The organism is Paenibacillus sp. FSL H7-0942 (genome assembly GCF_045040715.1).
Taxonomy (GTDB): Bacteria; Bacillota; Bacilli; order Paenibacillales; family Paenibacillaceae; genus Paenibacillus; species Paenibacillus amylolyticus.
Genome location: NZ_CP150279.1, coordinates 4,399,107 through 4,424,387 on the forward strand (window position 1 = coordinate 4,399,107; position 25,281 = coordinate 4,424,387).

At 43.8% G+C, this 25,281-nt stretch carries 12 protein-coding genes; all 12 read right to left on the reverse strand.

Features of this window, described 5'->3' with window-relative positions:
- Window positions 1-32: 32 nt before the first annotated feature.
- On the reverse strand, window positions 33-1,166 hold the full coding sequence (locus MHI48_RS19560; RefSeq protein WP_051449829.1) for a hypothetical protein: 1,134 nt from the start codon (window positions 1,164-1,166) through the stop codon (window positions 33-35).
- 16 nt (window positions 1,167-1,182) lie between these two features.
- Window positions 1,183-5,646 carry a hypothetical protein gene (locus MHI48_RS19565; protein WP_405141504.1) on the reverse strand — a complete coding sequence of 1,488 codons (4,464 nt, stop codon included), beginning with the start codon at window positions 5,644-5,646 and terminating at the stop codon, window positions 1,183-1,185.
- Window positions 5,647-5,916: 270 nt separating this feature from the next.
- Window positions 5,917-11,715, reverse strand: coding sequence for a hypothetical protein (locus MHI48_RS19570; RefSeq protein WP_405141506.1), 5,799 nt, complete (start codon window positions 11,713-11,715; stop codon window positions 5,917-5,919).
- A 101-nt stretch (window positions 11,716-11,816) separates the two neighbouring features.
- Window positions 11,817-12,953, reverse strand: coding sequence for a hypothetical protein (locus tag MHI48_RS19575; protein ID WP_036607790.1), 1,137 nt, complete (start codon window positions 12,951-12,953; stop codon window positions 11,817-11,819).
- Window positions 12,954-12,966: 13 nt separating this feature from the next.
- Complete coding sequence (locus MHI48_RS19580; RefSeq protein ID WP_340984762.1) at window positions 12,967-14,886, reverse strand: hypothetical protein; 1,920 nt, start codon at window positions 14,884-14,886, stop codon at window positions 12,967-12,969.
- Between the two features lie 11 nt (window positions 14,887-14,897).
- Window positions 14,898-15,308, reverse strand: coding sequence for a hypothetical protein (locus tag MHI48_RS19585; protein WP_133385376.1), 411 nt, complete (start codon window positions 15,306-15,308; stop codon window positions 14,898-14,900).
- Between the two features lie 18 nt (window positions 15,309-15,326).
- On the reverse strand, window positions 15,327-15,743 hold the full coding sequence (locus MHI48_RS19590; protein WP_036607798.1) for a hypothetical protein: 417 nt from the start codon (window positions 15,741-15,743) through the stop codon (window positions 15,327-15,329).
- Entirely contained in the window at window positions 15,743-18,883 is a 3,141-nt protein-coding gene (locus tag MHI48_RS19595) for a M23 family metallopeptidase (protein WP_076328281.1), read from the reverse strand. Before MHI48_RS19595 ends, MHI48_RS19590 begins: the two co-directional genes overlap by 1 nt.
- 15 nt (window positions 18,884-18,898) lie before the next feature.
- Window positions 18,899-20,311, reverse strand: coding sequence for a hypothetical protein (locus MHI48_RS19600; RefSeq protein ID WP_405141509.1), 1,413 nt, complete (start codon window positions 20,309-20,311; stop codon window positions 18,899-18,901).
- Between the two features lie 40 nt (window positions 20,312-20,351).
- Window positions 20,352-21,002, reverse strand: coding sequence for an S-layer homology domain-containing protein (locus tag MHI48_RS19605; protein WP_405141511.1), 651 nt, complete (start codon window positions 21,000-21,002; stop codon window positions 20,352-20,354).
- 14 nt (window positions 21,003-21,016) lie between these two features.
- Window positions 21,017-24,868: a hypothetical protein gene (locus MHI48_RS19610; protein ID WP_405141513.1), complete on the reverse strand. Its 3,852-nt coding sequence runs from the start codon at window positions 24,866-24,868 to the stop codon at window positions 21,017-21,019.
- Window positions 24,869-24,935: 67 nt separating this feature from the next.
- A complete protein-coding gene (locus MHI48_RS19615; RefSeq protein ID WP_235200726.1) occupies window positions 24,936-25,268 on the reverse strand; it encodes a hypothetical protein in 333 nt (110 codons plus the stop codon).
- Between the last annotated feature and the right edge of the window lie 13 nt (window positions 25,269-25,281).

Below are 25,281 nucleotides of genomic sequence, written 5' to 3' on the forward strand. Positions count from 1 at the left end.
GATCTATACGTAATTACTCCAATACGATTAAGTCATATGTATGTCGAATACATCTGTAGCGAAAATTTGACCTGGGAAGCATACCTGTCTTGAGATTCTTCCCTTTCCATTCGCAGCCAGAATGGATAGGACGCTCCTGGTAGAATGGTAAACGCGGTGATCGAGTAGCTGAAAGACCCAGGAATGCCTTCAACATCAGGCGCAATCTGCACTTTATCCGTCCCGTTTGTGAGCGCAAAGGTTACATTTTTAAAGTCTCCTGAAATCATGGGGTTCTTGGCAAACATTCGAACTTCTTGTGTAGCAGAACCACCTGCCGTTAAATAGCCTAGAAACCGATCCGTGTTGGGATAGAGAAGCACATCGAAATCTTCTCCTGTTTCAGGATTTGATTCTTTGTAATATAAATCTGGTGTAACCTCAAAATACATTAGGTCTCCCCTGTATAACTTTATAGAATCCATGGCCTGAAACCGATTTCCATCCGGAAGCCTAATCCCAAAATTGCCCTCAAACGGATATGAATATGGATCCATGTTAAAATGTACAACCGTTTCTTCAGATCGGCATACCCTGGACTCAAGCACAACACCATTCTGATCGATTAGATCAACCACAGTTCCTTTGGTTAGATTGTCTACGGTAATAGATGTTCCTTTGTTGATTCGAATATACTGAATATGCATGGGGTGATCCCCTTCACCCTTCAGATAAAGACCAATTTTAGGGACTCCCACCAGTTCTACAGAACCAATGATGTTCCAAATCACCCCATCATCCGACCAATACGCCGTATAATAGTTATAATCTCGAATCAAACGTATCCACGGGTAAGTCTTAAGCAAAGGCTTTGGCAAGGACATATCCAAAAACTCTTCAATCTCCATGTAGTTATGTTCATCTACAAACACGATAACTCCACCGTAACATCCCTCTGTATCGGGATTGTAACTGTTCTTCACATCCATGACGAATTGCTTCATATCTGTCAAAGGTTTATAGAACATATACAGCGGATCTTGACCATGTTTGAGCACCAGGCTGCCACTACCCGCTTCATAGCGAGTAGCATCGTTAGGGAGTACTTCCCATTTGGAATCCAGGTTGGAGCTTACGAACGCATCCTCATAAATCCTGCCTGACTCTTTCAACCTCACAACACCCATACAGAACCTCCTTTCTTTACGTGAATAGCCAGATACGTTTACCGATCACACACATCTTGGGCCTTGCTTTCCAAACTTCCAGCAAACATTTAATAAGCGCTTCAACACACTTATCTCCACCACCACCTTCGCAGTAAGGAATGACATAGACGTCATCACATATCCAGTTGGTCAGCTCCATCCAGTCCAGATTAGCATATTCGTAACTACGCGTACCCACTTCCTGAAGTGACGTGAACACCCATTTGAATTCATGTTTGCCTTTGGGCACTGGATGTGAAAATGTATAGTATCCACCCTCTTGGGTGAATGTTTTGATCAGCTCATCGTCAATGAAGAAATCGAGCTGACAATCAAATGGCTCAGGTACCCACACCCATCTTTCGTAGGCTTTGAAGTCATGCACCCGGAAGGTGGTTAGATATCGTTTTCCTGTCCAATCGCTGATTTGCCCCTTCTGATCTATTGTAATCTCCACCTTATACTTGCTATAAGGCTTGGGAGCCAGATCATTCAGTTCGAAGCCACGATACCCATCCCCGTAATACTTTTCATCCCATAACACTTTTCCATCCTCGCGGGTAATTTTTACGCGCATATTACTGTTATCGCAGCCGCCCATCCAGATTGGTTTGTTATTCCAAACTTCAAAGTGAGTCACCTCAGCCCAGGATGGATCTAATTTGCTAATATCGTCAAGTTGCATCGATCCGCCCCAGATCATCGCTCCATCTCCCGGGCAGCCCTGTTCAAATCGAATGCGAACCTCATAACTTTTCTTCTGATCTGATGTATTTTCTACCTCAATAGAAATGATTTGGTCATCTTCATTTGTGAATGGTCGAGTATCAATTACTTGGCCTTCTTCAAGAGTTTCGATGACAATTTTCGTTCCGGAACAAGCTCTACTTGTATTTTTATATAAACGAATTACATCGAGCCAGGCATGACTTCCACCATCTGGCGCAGTCGTAACTGGTCCGGGCGGATTCCATGAGTCTTCACTTGGATGTGGAGACTCTCCTTCTCCATACAGTAATCCCTGAGCGTCTCCGCAGAAAGCATCCCATGTCTCTAAAAAGCTACCTCCGCTGAGAGTGAATCCACCAGCATCCAATCCAGAAGCCGTAGTTTCACCCCTTTTTTTATGAAGGGTGTACTCAATTCGATAGGTATGACCAGGTGTTAAAGTTTTAAAGCTGTCTGTAAATTTTCTAGGCTCTCCGTTTAATAAATTATAAGTGGCACTTCCCGCTTGCATATCTAGTGTTAAATCCCATATTACTGCTTGTACTTTCGTTTCATAATCATAATCGGGATACCCAATCAAACTATTTTCATTTTTACTGTAAGGGTCTTCAGTATGTATCTGCAAATTACCAATAGTCGCATGATAGCGGACATTTTGCTTGTTTTGATCATTATCTGGATAGGTATCCGTAACTCCAATACTTACTGTATACCTACCTGGTCGGGGTACATTAATTACATCAGATTGATAGGATGCTGCCGATTTTTCCCAAAATTCATTGGTGAAACTGTCATAATCAACAGTGGTACTATTGTATCCTCTGTTGTTATTCTCTTCATGGATTAGCTTTTTTTGTTTTGACTGACCTTCAGGATAGAAATATACTCTAAGTTTAGCTCTTGGGTTCTTGTCTACAAGGTAACTAATAAATTTATAGTTAAGTCTGAATTTTCCTTCACAATGAAAAGAAATTTCTATTTTTTTCGTGTATTTACTATCAAAATCAGAATTATTATCTCCTGGCTCTGTACCTTTAACGTTTATAGAACAATAAGATGTTCCCAAAAATTTAGGATATCTTACTCCTGAACTTGGAATGATAGTTGGAATAATTTTTCTTAGACCTTGAACTTTTTTATTTTTCACCGGATAAACGGTAATTTGCTCATTGTATAAGATACTTCCAGTAGGTGGAGCTTTAAAATACCGTGTGACTGTCTTACCTTCATCCAGCACTTTAATACCCTGCATACCATTATCACTATAAATTAATCCATCGTTCTTCCATCCCCACTGGCTAGACTGTGCTGAGTTTCCGTCATATGGGACTTGCCCATATTGAATTTTGTGAGTTTGAGTACCTGCTGGAAAACAGCTTTGTCCAAAAGGATCGGTGACTACATCTCTTATTTGCTCATTTGCTGTACCATCTCCACCGGTATTTCCAGAGCCTCCGGAGCCTCCTGAACTTCTCGCACTAGGAGTATATGCCTTCCCATCCTGGTATATCCAGCGGAATATATGATTACCAGCAGGGAGGGGATACATACAATCTGTACCTTTATCACCGTTGGATTGACTTCCTGTCCATACGCTGATGCCATCTATTTGTAGTTCCAACTTCTCCCCCGTATCAAAGTCGCCACCATACTGCCAGCATATATATCCAGAGTTATTCATTGAAGCTGTAAATTCACAAATAAAATTTTGGTTATGTCCCTGCGCCCACATTACACCATCTCCAACCGGGATTGGATCAGGGGGATTGTCAGGGTTATATTGCGGAGGTTTGATATCTTTCCATTTCCAACCACCAATAAATTTCAAAGACGGTTTATACACATCCTTTTTATTAAATAATTCTCCAAATATTTCGATGTCTCTTGAAGTCCCTTTATCTGGGTCATAATTGGAATCCATTGCAGGATAGATTCGCATGTGCTCTTTAATTTTTAATTTGGCACCAGGATTGAGCTCTGCGCTGTATGTAATTGTATCTCCATTTGTTTGTGTAGATGCTCCAGCATCGGTTACATCCCATCCACGTGTCACATCAACATATGAACCTAGCGGTGACGTTGTACGGTATGTATTACCCGTGTTATTACCATAGGTGAACAAATGATTCTTCTGATACTTAAATGGCTCCTCTGTCAATCTATCTTGAATATGAAACTCTATGATGTTGTGTCCAGCCTCTAATGGAATACGCACTAGTTCCCTGGCACTTTGCATGGACGTATAATGTACTAACATTCCGTTAACTTTTACTTCAAAAGCTTCAGTAGGTCTAAGCAAATGCGCGTAACTGAATACAAACCACCCCTCATGATCTAATATCACCTCTGTCTGTGCTATCATATTCCCTTCCGTTGGTTCATCCAAACGTAAAATATCTTCTTTACGGATCCATCTCGGATTTCCCGACATTAACCATTGATATTTTCCAATTCCTTGTCCATAGTGAAACGGTTCCCAATGATCAATCTCTCGCGGAGGACAAGTTACTTCGAGCGAACCTCTCAAGTCCACGGTCGTATCCGGCCCTGCAACAATTTCATATTCGATTTTAGCCTGGTTAGTCTCCGTTTCTGAATATTCCCCATTCAGTCTCCACTCCACACCATGCACTGATGTAGCATAACTGCCATGATCTCCATCCCCGCGCTGAGTGCGTTCAAGCATTTTATCATCAAAAAACAACTGATAATCATGATCGGGATACGGCTCTTCATCCACCCCCATCTTGTAAGCAAATGAAACCGTTCCATCACATTCGTTATCCAGATCCATCGTCATGGTTTTCTTACGCAAATCATCCGTAATGAACTGTCCTTTAAAATGGGCCTGTGCCACACTTTGCGGTGATCTTACAACCCAGTTTCCATACTCATATACGTCCTCACCATCCAGATCGTAATCTTTCGGAGCAGGCGGCTTACGTGTATCCACAATCTCAACGACTTCAACATCCTTAATATAGATGCCATTGTTCTGCCATACTTCAGGTCTCATTTTGCGAATTAACCAGTCGAACTTGTACATCTGTCCTGGCTGCAACGTAAAAGCCGCTTCCTGCCATCCGCTATTCTCGCTCCATTCGCCCCCAACTTGCTGCCCATTAATATAGAACAGCATGCCATTACCGCGCTTGGCACTAGCCAGGTACTTGAACCTGATCTGTCCATAACGCTTCACACGCCAGTTAAATGTGATTTTGGATGAGTTGCCAATCTCCAGAAGCCCTAAATCCAGTTTTAAGATCATCTCTGATCCAGATTGTTCATTTCGGCCTACGGAGTGGACAGCTACCCATTCCTGATCCTCCGTCGATGATACATATCTGAAGAAATCAGGGAATTTATTCGAGAACGGGACGTCCTTTTTCATTGAAAAGAGTGGAATCTCATATACGGTTGCATCAAAATGATTAAAGTAATTCCCACTAAAATGATGGTAGTAGGGTGCCGGACAAACGGGCAATGATACACCATGATGACTACCGCCAGGCTTCTGAGCATTTTCAAGAATCTTGTGAATACAATCTTTAATCATCTGCAGTACTCGCTGATATTGTGTTTTATCTGGAGGCTGCTGCTGTTCTACCCACCATTCAATCCTGCGATACATATTCCACAGTGCTTCACGGCATCGTACACTCGCATACCACGACTTATCTTTCAGATATTGCTCAATGATTTGATCAATACTATTTTCCAGTGCATCCAATTGAACCGTCTGCCATCGTCCTATCTGACCGTAACCTGGATCACCCAGAATAGGATTATTTTCTTCACCATGCCGGTCCGTTTCACTCCTCGGTGCATTGGGACTCTGCGGTAAATACGCAGGGTTATTGGGGTTGCCGTAACTTTCGTCCGCAATCTTCGCTCTCATATTGGCGAACAATACACCTTTCTGTGACTTGGAGAACAAACCAAATGTATGACCCATACCAATCACCTCCCAATCTCTCTATACGACAAAAAGAGCACCGAGTTAATCGGTGCCCGTCAGATCATATTGCAATTTCGAATCTGTGTAGATCTGGAGTTTATTTTTCATGACCGACACGGACAATGTATACCATTTTTCCTTCTCCCACTTAAAGGGTTGCATCGGAGAACCCACTGCAGTTGGATTGCCAGCAACGATTTTATATAGCTGCATCGGCGTTCTCATATCCAGACTGTTATCGCTATCTCCTCCGTGAACCATAAACATCCAATAATTATTTTCATCGAAGTATTTGAAAATAATTCCTGCGCCATTCCCATCCGTACTTGCATCCACCTTGAAATCAATGGAGAACTTATACGTCTCAGCCAGGAAATTATTGCGGTACCATCCACTGATGTCCTTCGTATCTGCCTTAGAATAAAACTTTCCAAGCAATTGATCCCGATCCCAATCGCCTTGACCGAATTTAGTCCAATCGTCAGACTGGGATAATTCCAGCGCATCCATATCCATGGAATACGGATAGTACACATTAAATGGATCATTCGGATCATAGTCCTCCGGCACACCCAAACCACCTTCCCAATCTTCAGGATCCATCCCTCGATCGAGCAGATCTTCCGAGTAATCGAATATGAGACCCTGTGCCATGGTGTCCATCATCGGAATGTAAGCATCAGCGGATTCCCGTTCAGCCACCGGATGATCATTCAGTGTGAAGCTCTCACGTGGTTCCATCTTGGCTTCGTGATACATTTCCATAAGATGAGCTGTTCTCTCGGGAAGAAACACGTGCAACTGTTCCAGATACTCTGCTCGTTTCTCAGGTCTTTCAGCGAAAATAAAACCTGTGATGACTTGAGAACAGCGTTCTTCAAATGAAGCCATGAGAGAATCAGGATCTTCAATTTCAGACAATCTGGCGTTTGCTGTTCCAGTCGGCCACTCTCTTTCTATGCTGGATTCACGTTCCTCAGTTATCCCTTTAAAAACATCTTCACTAAGATAACCCGGGTCTATTAACTTACTGCCAAAGCTCTGGCCGTCATTAACAACGTAACTTGTGTATGGCAGACTATTTCCGTAACTTAACTCGTCTCCTGAGAATGCAAACCTCTGAAGCGTGGTCCCGTATATCCCATCGAAATGCTCACCAGCTCGCTCACCCCCAACGCCACTTTCCATTTCATGTGAATGACCATATCGATCTATTTTCTCCGCTGCGAACTGCTCCCAATCCAGAGTCGTGCTTCTTAACAAGTTCATTCCAGAATCCAATTGATGGTTATACGCGTCATAAGAACTTCTGGAGCTCATGAACGAATTATCTTCAATATGAACGTCTCTCGTTTTAAGGTAAGCATATTCGCTTCGGATCAGGTCTAGCTGTTTATATTGGAAGCCAACCAGTTCCATGTCCAAAATGGATTCATTAAATTCCTTGTTTCCGTAGAACATGTCCTGATCCAACGATCCATTTCGCAGTTTCACTACATCATTGATCGTCTCATGGGTATGCGCCCATCTTTCAGCTTTTACCCCCAAAAGGTTGTCATGAAGGAATGCTGACCTATCCTCTTTATTTAACTCAAGCGTTTGGATCAAATCAGCTTCATTACCGTTTTTAAACGCATGAATTTGCTCATCAATAGTGGATTCTTTGGCATTTTTCAGACCGTACATGTTCTCTTCCAAATATGCATATTGCGGTTTGTCGGCGAGCAGATTCTCTTCCATATTGCCGTACTGGGGTTTGTCCGCTGAGAGTACAATCTCTGTTGTTCCATACTTCAAGTTTGTTCCACCAACAATCTTAACCGGAACATCACCGTACTTCAGATTTGTTCCGCCAACAATCTCTACAGGTATATCTCCATAAGTGAGCCCCGTCCCACCCACAGATTCCACTGGAACATCTGCATATTTCAGATTTGTACCGCCTAGTGGTAACGTGAGGTCAAGGTAACCATTTTGCGGTTTATCCGCTATAAGTTGTTCTTCAAGATTAGCAATCTTTTCAATCGTGCTATCAGTTGTCTCATGAAGGTAAGCGTCATGAGTATGCTTGTATGCAAGAATCACATCATGATCCAGTGCTGAATCCTTTTTACTCTTTATCGAATCATAGATCAGTTCGACCAAGTCAGTATCTCTGATACCTTTACCACCGTACCAACCCTCACCATGCAATTCACTCAAGCGTAACTTGACAACTTCACTCTCAATTTCATGAACTGATGCCTCTTTCACGATTCTTGTAAAATGGTTATCTTCAAGCATGAGGGATAATCTGTTCATGTTATCCGAAATGATTTCAACGTTCAATTGTCCTTTGCGCATGATTGAATGAGCCGTCAGCATATCGTCAAGATTCGCAGATTTCATTACAGTAGTGGCTAGAGATATCTCATCTTGCACCGATCCATATCGATCTACCCTAATCGCTTCAGGAGTAATATTTACCAACGTGGATTCCCAAGCTTGCCGCATACCTTCGTTAAACTCAATATCCATCGCACCTTCTCTTGCCCACGATGAACCAAGCGTATATCCAATCTCAGCTACTCCATCTCGATATTTCGAGCTGCTTATGGAATAATCCTCGCTGAGCAGCGCAGATCTCCATTCCAAAGTCGCCAGTGAGTGATCTATATCAATAGCTGCCTGACGTGGTTCAATCATGCCAATAGAATAGCTCTCATTCAAATACAACTGTCTGATCTTGGCTGTGCCTATGGAGTACTCACCACTGATTAAACCTTCTCTTATTGGATTAGTAGCCATAAGTTGTTGATCATACGAGTATCCCTCACGAGTCTTTGACGTTCCAATAGCATATTCGCTGTTCAAAAGCATCTGGCGTAAGTTCGTGCCACCCATGGTGTATTCATCATCAATTATTCCATATCGATACCGGGAAACCCCGCCCATATTAAATTCGGTATGAATCACACTCTCACGGTTCATGTTGGAACTCACGATATGATGGTCGAGAGCCATTCCGTCCCGTTTATATTTTGCGCCTATCCCGTACTCATCAAAGGTTTGTCCTCTGCGTTCAACTTGACTTCCTTCATACGCTGGGTCATCCGGGAATAATCCCCCTCCAGGATTCAGGTAACCTAATGAATCTTCAAACTCAATAATAGCCGGTCTTGCATTAAAATCTGCGCCGTAAATGACTTCCGTAATTTCGCCATGCTGATCTTCCTTTACTTTCACTCCCTCGAAAACGTCTGTCTCTAGAGTAGAATTACGTCTGTTCAGTTCAGCCGATGGAGATTCATCCTCAAGTACTGTTATGCTCAAATCTTTGGATGCTTCTGAGAGTTCCGTCCCTATATCACCAAGCTGAGATTCCTTCACACCTTCGAAATTAAAGGAAATGATGCCTGATCTGCTTCCTTCTTTATCAGCTGTTAAGATCCCACAATCGATTAACGCATCTACCCGCTCTCTAACCCCAGCCAAAAACGGTTCATCAAAATAAACCGAAGCGTCTGCATTATTCACAGCTTCCATCATCATTTCCAGGATGACTGCCGGACTGTTCTCCAAGATCTCCCCTACGATAAATTCCTCGTCCAGATATCCAGGGTATGCTTTATTCCCCAACCATCCTCCACCAACCAAATTGTCCAAAAGCTCATCCCGAATCATGGTTGGTCGGCTATTATCTCGGATGGATTGCAGGATTGTTTCCAGGTGTAGCTTTTTAGACTCTCTATGTGATACAAGTGGTTTGTCAGTCAGATGTACATACTTCTGTTCATCGTTCTTTCCATACAAATTTAGCTTTTCGAGCATGGTAGAACGTAATAATTCTTTGTCAGCCAAATGGTCCTCAGACTCAGGTAACCACAAATCATGAGCCAACGCTCTTTCTGCCGTTGTTGAACCAGCCGTATAACTTTCAAAGGATGCTTTTCTTTCTGCGCCTTCCTCGCTGTTCGGGATGAACAAATTCCTTTTTTCTGTTTTTGCAGTATGGAACTTGTCCTCAATATAGCTATCGAACTTGCTTTCCCTTTCACCAAGTGATTGCTTGTTGAGTATTTCAAGAGCCTCTGCAGTCACTCGTTTGCCTAACCTACTCTCCTTCTCTACATACCCAGGAACCTTACTGATCCTTCTGCTCTCCTGCAAATCTCTGAAAACAAAACCGTGCTCCTTACTTTCACGATAAGCCTGTTCTGCATGACGGTCCACCTCACTATGAACCACATAAATTCGTCGTGCCTTAGGACGCTTATGCTCAATATACATTTTCTCCACATAAACTCTTTGCCCCGTAGTCAAATCACCTATGACGTTCATATCTTCTGCTTGATCTCGAACAGCCCAAGGAAACTGTCGTTCCACATCCGTAATAGTCCCTATATCTCTGGATGCCAAAATGATACCGGATGCTGTAGTTGCCGGATGTTTGTCTATAATTCTGTGAGCTTGGAGCGGATGCCACAGGGTATCACTCGGACGAAAGACTAATGCATTTCGATGTTGGTCACGGCTGCTATGACTGAGATCATCATGAAAGTATAGTTGCTTGTCGACTTCTCGCGTACTTCTCATTTCGGTATGCAGAACTGTGGGGTACTGACGATCCTTCAGTTTGGCAAATACATTCTCATGATTTGTCATTTCATTCTCAATTACCCGCGTAGCCTGATTCAGTTGTGAAAGAAACATATTCTCATCGATGTCTCTAATTGCTTGAACAATTTTGCCTGTAGTCGTTCCGCCAAACGTTGCTGCTCGCATAGCTGTTCCCAGTGTCCGCATGAGTGTCAATTGTGAAGTGTTATACACTCTTTGGGCTAACGGCAACGTGCGATCAAGGTGCATATACTTTATTTCCTGAAATCGACGAATATAAGCAGTTGACATATCAGAGAGAATGGATAATTGCTGATGATCATCTACCCTTTTCCCAATCATGGTAGCTTGTTCAGCAAATGTTTCTTTATGAACATCACGTAAACCTAGCAGATCCTGATATAGAATTTCCACGTCTTGTTTGCTTACCTTCCGGGATTGAAGGCTTCTCTCCAGTTCTGTACTTCTGAAGTGGTCTTGAATGGCTTCTAACAAAAAGTCATTTTGTGCCCGGCGTCCAATGATCTTCTCCACTTTCTCGAAAACCTCTGCCACATCCATATCCGGTTTATCGTTTCGAACAGAGTGTATCAATTGTTTAATCACCAGTTCAGAGCTGTTATCTTGCTCTGCACTATCTGCATAGTCCGCAATCATCCCAAATTCACTAACCCTGAAACTGATTTTTCCAGGCTCCAGCTTATCCAGATTCTTAACAAAGTTACGAGTTAAACCCAAATTACGGACAATCTTTAGCTCTTTATCGTTATCTACGCGCCAGCCCTCTGACATATCTTCAGGAATGAATGAGTCCTTTAAACCTCCGGGTCTGTGGCCCTCATCTTGATGATCCATCTCCAAAGCTTCAATTAACGCAGACCGCTGCATTTCAAACGAAAATTCCATGACATCGCCTTGCTTGGTACCTGAGCTCGATCCTTCCATGGAACTGTGCAGAAGTCCTTCTTTATCCTGTTTAGCTTCACTTAGGACAATAAATCGTTCTTCTCCTTCCAGATCCTTGCGAATCGCTTCCACAAGTTGATGATTAAATCCATGTGAGATCGATCTTGCCATGTAAAAATCAAGCATCAGGACACTTGGATACCGGCTGTAAGGCATGTATATAAATCGATAATCCTCAGGCCTGCTTCCTGTAGTTCCGACTGTAAACAGGTAACCGTACTGAGTTGTCGTGTAATCTATAACGGTGAAATCAAACTTATTGACTACTTGACTCACGTCACTGCCCCCTTCCAACTAAAAAAAGGGAACCCCTGAGTGGAGTCTCAGAAAGTTCCCTCTCACTGAATCTATACGACTCAGCTTTGATTCAGTTTAACTTACGCCGTATAACGGACTTCCTTCAGAATAGCCACACCCATACGTTGGTTGGCAGACAGATTCATGAAATTCTGCGCTGTATCGGTATCGAAGTAACGATACACTTCTTGGTCCCAGGACTTGCCTTCCACATCAATAATTAACTCATCCAGGTGAAGGATATTATGCTTCGTAACCGCGATGCAGTTATCGAATTGACCGCGGTAGCCCTCGTAAGGGTGAACCACGTAGATCGGAGACAAGTGATATTTGGATGTCCATTTGGACGCCTGGAAGCCTTGAGGCTCCAGTTCCAACCCCGTATCCCCCAATTCCGGATCTTGATAAGCTTTCCCCTTCGGTGGAGCTTGAGTAATAAAGGAAGGATAGTGCTGCTGGAATTCAATACCCGATTTGGTTTTCAACATCTGAAGTGTGTTGTTACCTGCAGAAGTATATTGACCGTAGTAATACGTTCCTGTTGTTGCAATCTGAGAGATATCTGGTTCTTCGATTACTGCTCCAGCTGTCAGCATTACATTTCCGTCTACGTCATTCAGGTTGTATTTGAACGGTTTCAATGCACCTGCATACAGGAAGGATTTTTTGTAATCAAGGAAGTTTACTGCTGGGTCCGCAACGAGAACCATCGCCAAACGATTGTTCATGACATTTACATACATGTATACAGGTTTTTCTTTATTCCGATCCGTTGGTGTATAGTTTTCCAGTGCCCATTGGTAGAGTACCGGATGTCCTGTTAGCTTGAATGTAGGGCGAGTGGTAACTGGTAGTGTAGTTGGTTCGCTGCCTTCCAATCCTTCAAGCAGCTGAACAGTCAACGTACTATGCTCCTCATAGGCTGGAACTGGTGCAACGACGCGTGGTACCAGAGCATGATTAATGAAACTAACATAGAAATGTTTAGTAATCGGTGTTGCTTGTGTTCCAATGGTCATGATCCCGCGAAGAATAAGTTCCTGAATACGGTCACTACTGTCCTTTTCTTCGTAAAATACTTCCCACAGATTTTGTTCCTGAGACTCGCCTGCAGTGGATTCAAATGGGAAACTCTTAAACCCTGTAACTTCCTCTTTCAGTTTTGTCAACACGTCCTGTGAAGTAGTGATTGTTTCTACATATTTAAAATTTGCCATTATGTAATCCTCCTTATTTTATCTCTTTCAAAAATGCAATCGTAATTACATCTGGTGATGGGGAATGCTTGAATAGATTCAACGGACTCTTGATACTGAAAAACTTGTAAACCTCTGTCCACGTACCCAACGCAGGTTTGGAAGGATCTTTCAGAATTTCTGTATCTACGATTAATTCATCGCGATTGACCAAATTATGGTCGTATATCGCAACTACACCGTCCATATAACCCCGATATCCTTCTGCCTGATGCACAAGGTAGATTGGGCTTGCGTGATACTTTCCTGTCCAGAGAGATTTCTGGAACCCATCCGTATCTACAATCAATTTCGAGAGGCCCGGGGGAAGTTTACCCACAGAAGGATAGTTCGGAAGATGCGAAATAAATGCCGGGTAATACCGCTGGAACAAGACATTACTGCGTGTCTTCAACATGGACATGGAGTCCATACCATTTGAAGTGTACTCACCGTATTTGGCATAGATATCCGGATTAAGATCCGTGAGAATATCATTTTTCGTATAACCTGTCATATCTGTTCGCAGATCACCCATGCCAACGGTGACACCAAAGTTTCCTCCATGGTCGTAATCATTGAACGGAACGATCTTGCCTATGTATCCAAAACTGCGGTAATAGCTGTGAATATTCGGTGAAGGATCACCTTCCAGAACAAGAACAACTCGATCATTGTTTACCGATAAAGTGTAAGCTACCAGGTAATCCGGTCTGCGTTTTTTGTTAGGCAACCATGATGTTGTAGAATGTCGTCCGTGGAAAAAGCGAGCCGCCGGGCTTACGATCTCTGTCTTGCCGTCATAATCCAGCTTCCACTTCGTGGACGGTGCGATGAATGTTTTGACAATCGTATCTGTGTTCCACATCTCATAAATGGCCTGTGCCTTGGCTTGATCTGTAACCGTAGGTGTTAACCCCGGTTTGACCGTAGATGGGTCACAAGCTCCTCTGTATGTGGTCGTTGAATCTCCACTTGTGTTTGTACCTTCAAACTCTTCACCATAATAAATATTAATATAGTTCCAATCATTCGTTGGCTGCTCCAACATTACAGAGTACTCTCGCACAGGAATTCCAGTTGGTACAGTTGGCGTACCTTTAACCACTACTCTAGAAGGCACATCATGAACGGGATCCGCAGTATAATAACGCTCAGTAAACGTGTATTTTGATTTGGCGGGTTCTGCAATACTAGATTTCAACGTAGTCCAATTACCGTAATAGTCAAAATTCCTAACGTATTCCCACTGATATGCCGTCTTAAGACCGTAGTTCCAGTCATCAGGTAGTTCCGTAACTAACTCAAATTCATTCCAGTCGTCCAAGTAAACTACGTCACCTGTACTAAGCGTTTGCTTCTGCTTTACAATGTAGGCAGTAACACCATCAGGTTTAGTGAGATCTGTTACCAATGTAGCTAGCTGATTAGGAACGTCTACAAAAATATTAGCTCCTGTCTTATTTGTATAAGAAAACTGAACAACTTGAATCTTTCTGCCTGTCTTGTAATTACCGTAATCCTTTTCTCTAACTGTGGGACGACTACCACCTTCGACAATTGGATCCCAATATACCGAACTCACTTCATAAAGAAAACCATCATCTTCAACAGCTGGTGTTCCATCTTTAAACTTAAGTTTACTGTAGTCAGGAATTTTAACGACGTCATACAAGTTACCATCTGTATGAAGGTACTTCCCTTGAATATTAGGCCGAGTTTTAGGAGTATATGTTACCCAATAATCTTGCTCTGCCTCGTATACCTTCTCCCAGCGATTGGCGTCAATCCCGCCCTCTACTCTGGGAATATCAGCACCTACGATTTCATCGGCCAGCGTGTTGATCAATTTTTGTGCTTCCGACTCTCCGTCAATATAAGCGGCAAAGTTCGTCTGCGGTTTTTGCAGTGCCATCGTCACCCTCCTTATCTCAAAAATTTGATGTTGTACCAGACCGACTTGGCTTCAGCCACCGCGTTGTAGAAGTCAAACGTGATGGGCGTTCCCGCCGGAATCGGGTAGACAATTCCGAAACTGTTACCCATGGAAACTGATTCGGGAAGTTCCTTCGTATAGATGGTATGACATACCTTCTCCGTCCCGATCATCAGCTCCCAGTAATCGCCGACACAGTAGTGGCTCGCAGCAAACGCAATGCTCAGGAACTCTGTGTCATACGCCAAGGTGAATGTATCAGACTTGGTGGTCTTCGCCGCCGGAATGTCCAACATCTGTCCCCGAATGAACGGGATCGTCTTTTTACTGAAGTGTGGGTACGGCAGCTCGCGCACTTTGTCGATGACGCCACCCGCGATGTAAGATACATTAAATGCCATGGAACCACCTCCTACATGTTATATACGACTTACGCTCGTTCCAGTTAAGCGTCCTTCGTCATCATAATTTAGACCAATATTGTAAGTGAACATCGACTCTCCACTCGGATCATATGTACGGGCCGTCACCTGCGTTAGCCTGAAATACTTGTAATAATCATAATCCGGGTGGGAATAGCCCACTCCTGAAGGAAAGTCTTCCTCATCCTCTGAGCCAAACTTCATCCAGATCGAAACCTTCCATGCCGATTCATACAAAAGGTCTGCTCCAGTCACCCTGTCCGGGTCCTGCATGTGCTCCCGATATAATGTAACGGAAGGTTCACCTTCAAGAGGAGAAACATTCGAATTGGAGATACTGCTATATTTGCGAAGCTCCCGGTGGATTAGATCAAGCACGGGAAATACAATATTTTCATTCACAATGCCGGCCATTACACCATCACTCCCTTTCTTGCCCACATCATATCAATGACCTGTAACATGCCACGGTCGACCGAATAACTGGTTTTAATACTTTTAATCGTATATACAGCTCGTGTGGTGGTCGTTTTATCCGTCACAATGACGTTGTCGAGCAGATCAAGCGCAGGATTCGCAGGAATGGATACCTGAAGCGTACGGCACATCCGTTTCATGTCAAAAAAAGCTCGCTCTGCCACCTGTCTTTTGGCTTCAACCGTCTTCGCCCAAGGAACGGCCAGCACCATGGTTCGGATTTCTCCTTTGAGTTCGAGCAAAATCTCCTTGTCTACGAAACTGCTCTGACTATCATTCGAGTCGATAACAACGATGTGACTTCTTCCTCTGGACCAATCCGTGGATTTGGTAATGGAGATCAGATTGTCATTCTCGGAAAACTCTGCCACGACAGGTTTGTCATAATTCAGGCGTTCCAGTCGGTATGTACCATAACGGTCACAGTAGCTTCGATACGGAATCTCCGAGATCACCTCCTGAACAGCTTCCGTAACTTTGGCAGACCATTGCTCAAACGTCCTGCCATACTCCTCAATAAATGGATTAAGCCATCCATTCGGTGTCAGCACTGTACTTGCATCCTTGACTTCAAACTCACCTTCCTGACCCGGTACGGGGACAATGACCCTGCCCGTCTTTTGATTCACTTCAATCAGATAGGTCTCGTCAATCACGTAGTCAGGATAAGAGCGATCCTCACTGGTTGCCCTCCAACCCACCATACCTGCATGTTTAACCAGATCTAGTACAACGGTTGATTTGACCCAAGCCGGCTTTTCAAATTCTACAGGCTGAGCGGGTGTTGGTGTAACTGCCGGAGTGGAGGTTGCTGTAATGGTCCAGCTTGCCGGATCTGCGAGCATCTCCTGATAATAGGTCCATACCTTGTCCACCCAATTCTCCCGATCTTGACTCCAGGTCATGGGAGCAATGTCTCCACCATTGTGGAAATAAAGTACATCGGCTTTTGAAGTCACTTTTTTACCTCTGGAAGCTAGTGCTTTGGACATCCGTTCTGCTCCGCGCTTCATTTGCTCCTGAATTCCCTTGTAAAGGGGATTGCACTCGCTTTTACTAGGACAGCCATATCCAAGAATAAAGCTACCGTTCTCATCTTTACCCTTACCTTGTGTTCCGAGAACGGTCTCGTGCCTGCATATCGCAAGCAAAAACTTATGATCAGGTACACCATACGCTGCAGCTTGGGCCTGTGCGGCCTGAATTATGGATGATGTCCGGTCCGTGCCAACTGCTGCAGGCGGCACCGGATCTGGCACATTATCAATCTCATCTACTTCTGGATAAGCTTTTTTCTCGGAAATGACTTTCTCGATAATGCGCTTGTACATATCTCGGGCCGTAATCTCCAGCGTGGAGCCTTCGCCATTGATGTCCACCTTGTCAATCAGTCCCGTAAATACCCGCATCATGTGCTGACCATATCCCATATATATGCGTATCGGTGTATTTTCACTCAGCACCCCGATATGGAATCCGTTTGCGAAATAAGACCATGGAGACGGCACACCCCCAAGCTCAGGAAAATGAGCAGGATTATAATCCGGGGAGAAGAATCCTCTCGGATTGGAGATGGTCAGCCGTGCTTCCCTGGCTTCAGAATCAAACTGATCATCGATTTCGGCACTAATGATATTGGGAAGAACCTGCGTGTCCATATAGACAAAAGACCCGACCTGAATAACATCCGTCTCTGTCCTTCTATTATTGATAAAATCTCCGTAGCTGTTCGTTTGATAATATCCTTTAGACGGATCGAGCCCTTCTTCACTCTTTTGATTCTTCAACGGAGCAGGTAACAACTCTTGTATGCGAATATAATCAATGGCGAATTTTTTATACTTCTTACTCGAAGCAGGAACAGACCCGGTTGGGACAGTGGGGTTTTGTTTGCCCCCATACGTCACCTTAATCTTGATACTCTTGGCTTTTGCAGGGATCACAATATTATTCAATTCCGTCAGTTTGGTCAGATCATATGCCCCGTTAAACTTATTCACATAGGCATACGTTTTACTATCAATCACCACCGCGAAAGAATCCCCTTCTGCTTCACTAAAATTAGTCCCCATTCCAATACTAAGCAGCCCTTGCGTGGGCATACTCAGTTTTGTCACGTTAATCTCAAATTCAGCTACGGCGGCTTTGCCTTCAAACGTATACAGTAACTTGCCTCCTGAATCAAACATAGTCCAGCCCGATTCAATCTTGGCATAATCCGAAAATTTCAATCCGGTTGTATAAACGTCTTTCTCATGCCAGTTTCGCTTGTCGAACTTCTCATTCAGTTTAATCTCTCCGGGATATCCCTCGACTTGAACCGGCTTTACATCAGTAAATGTTGTTTTCGCATTTCCATGCAGTTTGCGCTGTCCGCTCAGATATAATCTAGGATCAACTGGCTTGCCGCCCTCTCCGGTTCTCGTTGTTGGATTGACTCCTTCCCAAATTTCAAAATGCAGATGTTTTCCCTTGCCCGCCGCACGTTCTGCCGCAGACACCTTATGACCACCGGTATACACGCCACCTGTATTGCCCAGCGTTCCAATGACAGCCCCTTGAGCTACTTCATCATCCACCGAACAGAGAATTTCTTTCAGATGAAAATATTTGGTGATAACACCATTATCATGTCTTATATTTACGGCATTACCGGCACCTTCTGTTTTATTCAAGGATGTTCGGACTACTTTTCCGGCCCATGCAGCCAAAATTGGCGTTCCGATCTTCTCCGACAAATCGATGCCTCGGTGAATTTTTGACGCGCTATTACGAGGAGCACCAAATTCATCTGTAACAGGAGTGGTAATCAGCGTTTTACCTTTGATCGGAAAACAAATCTCCTGAGCATTCGCTTGAGTAGAACCGTTATATATACCATTACTCGACTCATCTACCCAAACGGATTCTGTACTGATGATGGGTATCTGCTCGGTTACGATATGCCTGAACTCTTCTGTCCGTCCCGGGATAAAGGCCAGCCGATCTACTTCGACACGGATATTGGGAAGTGCTCCTTCCCCCAGCTTCAGACGTTGGGACAGCACATTTATAACCTCATCCGAAATTGGAATCATATTGTAATCTCCCCCTTACTTGAATCGCTCGATGGTCCATTTCATGAATCGGTCCAGGAAAGCAGCAGCTTCAGCCCGTGTCATAGCGGAATTGCCAAGGAACCATATCTCTTCCTCGTCTGTGCCATTTACAGGTCTCCCCATATCCGTGACTACTGCTGCACCATCCATCTTTTTCTTGATAGGAATTCCATTAATTAGTGGATCATTGTTCGCAAATGTTTCGTCTTCCATTTCCGAGACGGCTATTTTCCAGAAAGCATCCTTGGACTGTTCTACCCGCTCACCTTTGGTTTGATAATAAATGGCTGAAGCTTTGCCGACATCTGCAAACCTTTCGCTCACATCTTTGAGATAATAGAATGTCACTTCGTCGCCTTCTGAAAAAGGTTGATTAAATACAACCGTGTGGTTGTCAATTTCCGAATAAGCCGGTGTTTCTGGGACGTTATCTTTTTTTTCGTCTTTAAATTTCACTGTAATTTTAAGTTTCTTTTTACCTGCCGGATAATTGCCATTAAGCCTAAACACCCGTTGACCCTGAAATGCCGTAATAGGCTGATTAATCTCCGTCGTTGGTGCTTCCATGTCCGTAAATCTGGCATAGAACACTTTGCGCAACTTGTTAATCAGATGAAATGCTTCTCCCCGCTGTATAATGGCATTAGGAAAGAAACAATTGTTGTAGGCCGGTTTGAGTGTTGTCGCTTTGATATCTTCACTCTTGAATTTGTTATTCTTCGTCCAATAATTGAACTTGCAAGTGACACCGTTCAGATTAAAAGGAAGAAACACCGATCCCCCTGGGCTGACACAATATACATCCGTTCGGTAACCAATAGCCTTTGTTGCAATTTTGGTTACCGCCTCTGCATCTCCCATGGTGTCTGCCCATACTTCGGAAGGAATACTGAGTCTGCGAAGCGGTTGGCCTGCTGCATACAAATATTCCTGATGATTACGACTAAATGGATCGTAGAAATAGGTCGTCGCTGCGCTAAGTACAGCTCTCGGCAGATCGCCAGTCCAGGACACGGGTGGCCTTTTCCAAGCACTGTCCAGCAACGGTTCACCATAACTACAGAAGGACACCACCTGTCCTGCTGTCACACCGGTATACAACTCTACATCGGTTAATCCTTTACTATTGGTTTCAGCCGTTTGGTAGATCGTTTGAACACCATCAATAAACACATACAGTGGATTGTCATCTGTTGGTTTAATCAGCACAGGCAGACTAAATGAGGTTTGCCCCGCTTTCCCTTTGATTTCCTCATATACAAAAGGCTTGCCTTCCTCAAACTTGTTATAGTTGATCCCGGCCACAAAGACTTCACCATCTTCCAAAACCATATTCGTGGCTTCCATAACATCGTTATAGAACCAGTCCCCTTCGTTTACATCAACCCATTTTCGTATGATAAACACCTCCTATCTTTAGAATAGACAGAAAAGAGAGTAGGTCACCCTACTCTCGAATTGTTCGTTCCAGCAGACGCTTGGTTCGCATCAGGAAAGTAACAAACTCTGCTCTGGTTATAAAGTTTTCCGGTCTGAAAAATAGAATGGGTGTGCCATCCAATTGTGTTACAACCGTCAGTCCCAAATCAGCCAAGCGTTCAATGGAATCTCTTGCCCAGTGGTCCTTGCCTCCTGTCGTCTGTAAATCCTGAAACTGTATTGCACTCTTACGGTCATATCCATCTTTTTTGATCAGGGTCATGGTCAATTCGACCTTGTACCCCTTCTGATCTTTATCCATCGTATCCTGATGGTAGAAAATAGGGTCGACTTTGATGGACTCTACAACACCAACATAGATATTACCCTTCTCATCATAAAATTTGTGTGTCCAGCCTACGTACATCGCGTAGTCGTGATAGGATTGCTTATCTTTAAACAGGATGTTAATGATCGCCTTGTACGAAGACACGCCCATCTGATGAAAATGCGAGGGAGCATTAATCATTTTAATTTCCCTCACTTGCGGATTGGGCGAAGGTGATGAGTACGGATCAATAATTCTTCCGTTTACTGGCTCGAACTTCATGCCTGTATCTACATACAGCTTTCTTTTATACCGGTCATTAACTAAGCCAAACGGATTTTGCTGAGTCATATCAGATTTCCTCCTTATCTACTATATTTAGGGATATGATTAGTTCCCATTCCCGCACCAACATTGCTGGCCATTCGGTTTGCAATACCAGGACTGTTCTGCCGTAGTGTCTTGTCCAACGTAGATGTAAGTCTCTCCACATCTTTTGTGCTGCCTGTCATATTATCGATGTTTACATGAACCGTAACATCCCCCGAGCCAACCATCACACTTTTATGCGTATTGTTCGTCGTCATGTAGTCAAAGTAATCCATGACCTTAAGACCTGCTGGAATGTTGAATGAAGAAATCGGTTTATCCATTTTTTTGCTAATTTCATACAAATTTTTGGACTGTTCTACACCCAATGCCTGGATTTGTTTAAAAATCTGCATATATTCATCCGAGCCCGGTTTAAACACACCACTATTCAACAGATTCTTCCAATCTTGCTTGATCGAACTTATTTGTGAGTTCATTTCAGATGCACGCGATTTGTTCAATGCAATTAATTCTGGTGCATCTTCCTTACCTCCATTAGCCGCCAGGAGATCATACATTCGTTTATCATAATCCAACTGCGTCAACTCAAACTGATCATTCATCTTGCGTCTAAGCTCATCAATTTGGCTGTTTTTGACACCATTCAGTTCAAGCTCTGATTGTGCCTTCTGCTGCTTCTTCTCATTGATCTCTAGGCCCAGTTCATCTTTATCCTTACCTTCAGCCATCTTGTCGTACGTCTTCTGTAAACTTGCAATAGCCTTATCGAAGAACTTGATATTCTCTTGCAAATATTTCTCCATTAGCGCGCGCATCTGACCAGAATCTTCGCGAACACCACTAATCAATAGACGGGATCGAGTGACTTGGTAATTGGTTTCGTTATCACTTGTCGACTTGTTAAGCTGCCGATTAATCTTGGCGATCATTTCATCAATACCATTGCTCTGTGGCTGAGGCGTATAGCCGTTAGCAATGGTACCTATTCCGCCCACAGCAGGAATATACTGCATTTGAGGTTGAATGTATTGTATCTGCGGTTGTTGTTTGTTGTCCCCAGGCGGTTTTCCAGACTCTTTATCCATTTGAATCTGGGCTTCTTTTTTCTCCTGCTTGTAGTTGTATTCCTTGCCCAGTTTCTTCTCAACTGCATCTCCGCCGTCTTCACTCCATACCGCCTTAAATCCCTTCCAGTAATCCCCGAACTTGTTATTGGTAGCATTGTTTCCAAATAGGCTGCTGATTCCTCCCTTAACAACTGCATCCATTCCAAGGTTAAGACCTTTCCACACTTTACCTACAACTGAAGACTGCTCCATATCTTTAAAATCCTTGGCCAGTTCCTCTTTATTTGTTGCACGAATACTTTGCTTCTCCGCTTCTGACTTACCCATATTACTCAGCGGATCAACAAGACCGGACACTACATCCACAGCAGTCATGGCAGCACCAAGATAAGGAACGGCTTTTAGGGGTTTCAGTATAGACTTACCGAACTTGCCGAGCTTTGCTAATTTCCCTGGAATGTCTCCGTTTTTCTTACGCTCGCTCGTAATATCACGCTGGGTAAGGATATCTCCAGGGGTTCCATCTGGCTTATCCGGTCCTCTGAGTACGTTCCCGTCCTTGTCACGAATAGGTGCATGACCGTTAAAAAATGCTTTTTTACTACCGACTTCTTTCATATCTTCGAATCTCTGTTTAATCCCTCGTCGCTTGGGCTTGTCCTTCTTCTTCTTGTCTGAACCAAAATCCATAACTTCCTCAATCTTTGACTTAGCCATATCCTTAATTACGTCATTGATAAAATCTTGATGTCTCTCTAAAAAAGGTTTGTTTGCTGAATCTTCCTTGTCATCCTTAACAGGGGATCCACCACTTCCTGCACCTGGAACAACTAACAATCCTCCTGGACCACTCATCATACTCGCTAGCTGAACCTGTTCAAGTTCCTTCAGTTTGGATATGTATGCTGTAGCATCGATCATGCCTTGTCTAAAAGAAGCATTTAACTCATTGACTTCGGTTCTCAATGTGGAGAGAGCGTCATTCAATAGAGTTGACTGTTTACGCAGCTTCTGGATCTCGGATTCGTAGCGCTGAACATCGGTTGAACCGTATGTAAACTCAGCATTAAGGAAATACAACTTGTTTCGTAGTTCAACTGCATCCAGGTCCATGTCATCCATCGCCATCATCAAAACTCTAGCTTGGTGTTCAAGTTGCATCATTGCTCTACTCGTGTCATCCAGCTCTCGCCCAAGAAACTCAAGACTTCGCTTCGTCTTTGCAATCTGAATATCGAGTGAATGCATTTCTTCTCGCAACAGAAGAAGTTCTCGACTATACGTTTTGACTCGCTTCTCAGCTTCGTCACGTTTTTCTGCATGAATGGAAGAAGTCGCTGTATCCCCATTTTGTATAGCCTGATTGTACATTTTATGTTGATGATCTCGGTTAGTCCGTGCCTGAAGTACATCATCTTGCTTGGAGGCGGCCCTACTTTGAATTTCTGTTCTGCGATGTTCCAGCGTCTGCAGACGACTCTGCTGTCTGCCCATTTCTTGCGCTACACCAGCACGTTGCACATCCGTGACTCGAAGTGGCTCGGGAACATCGCTCCCCGTATTTTCGACTTTCCCTGGATCCGCATTTGTAGCACTGTATCGCTTCTGATCGCCTTCATTCATCACTTCACCGAACTTATCCCACGCAACCTGAACTCCGACTTCATCCATAATTCGGTTAAGCAATTCCATATGATCAACAATGCCACCCGTACGATCACCAATTAACCGCATGACTGCGATAAGATAATCGCCCAGCTCGGCAAATTCCTCTTTCAACCCTTGCATCGCCTCATGTGTTGCAATCTGAAATGCGATTTCGATCTCTCGTTGTCGGAATTGAAGGTTGTCTCTACTACCAGTGCGCTGATGGACCGACGCGTTTGCATCCGTAGCCTTCACTTGTTCAGCAAGAAGATCGAATCTAACTCGATTCGATGCAAAGCCCTGCTGAGGATGATCTCCTTTTGACTGAACCAACAATCCAGCCTTACTAATCCAGTTGGCTAATGCATCCTCTTGTGCAAGCGTTCCATCAGGGTTACCGACCATTGGAAGGGTCTGACGCATCATATCCATCAAGTCCTGAATGCCAATATCCAACATCGTTGAAGCTCTGATCATCATGTCTGTGACTTGGGACAGATCAAAGCTACTGCTTCCCCATGCCGGAGTAACAGCTTCCAGACCTGTTGCCGTCTGTTCTACATCCATATTGCCCACTGAATGCAGCTTGGCTACTTCTTCAGCAAACGCGACAGCTTCAGATGAATGATCATAATTACGAGAACCAATACGATAGGCAAGACCTACATCTTCCTGATCCATACCATGTTTCAGTGCAATTCGTTGCAGATTTTTGACCGTTCCGGTTTGTGTGAATTGCCCACTGCCATTTGTAGTCCCAGACGATCTAAGCTCCAAATTTTGGTCGGCCCGGCTTATCTGTTGATCCATCTGCTGCGACGAGTCAAGGGATTTCTTGAGTAATGTTGTTGAATACCCCTTGGTTTCACCTGCTGAAATATATTTCATCGTATTCATCACGGAGTCTATCAACCCCTGTGAGCCAGCTGCAGATACATCCTTCATTTCACTGAACGCTCCACGATAAAAGTGCTCCAAATCGGTCGTCAGTGTTTCAATCATTTGCGACTGCATATCACTTCTGATTGTCTCCACTCGTCTAATCAGTGTGCTAACGCCTGAAGGGGAACTCTCTTTCAGTGCTGCGTTTTGTCCAGTTAATTGATCCTTATCCGTTAATATTTCTTGTGTTAAGGAATGTTTATCTCCTTGTCCTTCTGTTTCAGTCAAAAGAATCACCGCCTTTATGCATAAATCCCGTTCTACCTTCATTTAGGCAAAACGGGATATCTCTCTCTTATCCTCCGAGCGCTTGTGCAAGCATACCGATATCATCTTCTGATATCTCTGCGTAATCCTCGTCATTGAAGGTTCTTTTACGTCTGACGGTCCCATCTTCTTCGACTTCCTCGCCCCCACCGCCACCGAACATGCGAAGAGGTGCTGTCATAAGCTCAACCTCAAATTGAATATATTTCTCGGCTGACTTGCACAGCTCCGCAACCTGAGGGAGTGTGTACTCCCAAATCTCCCACTTGTTCAGCCCACAGTGTTTATGGAGGGTGAAGAAGATTTCTCCCCAGTGAACAGGTTCCTGTGTTTCCGTATCACGGATTTCGGTTCCCTCCAAAGACTCCCCCTCG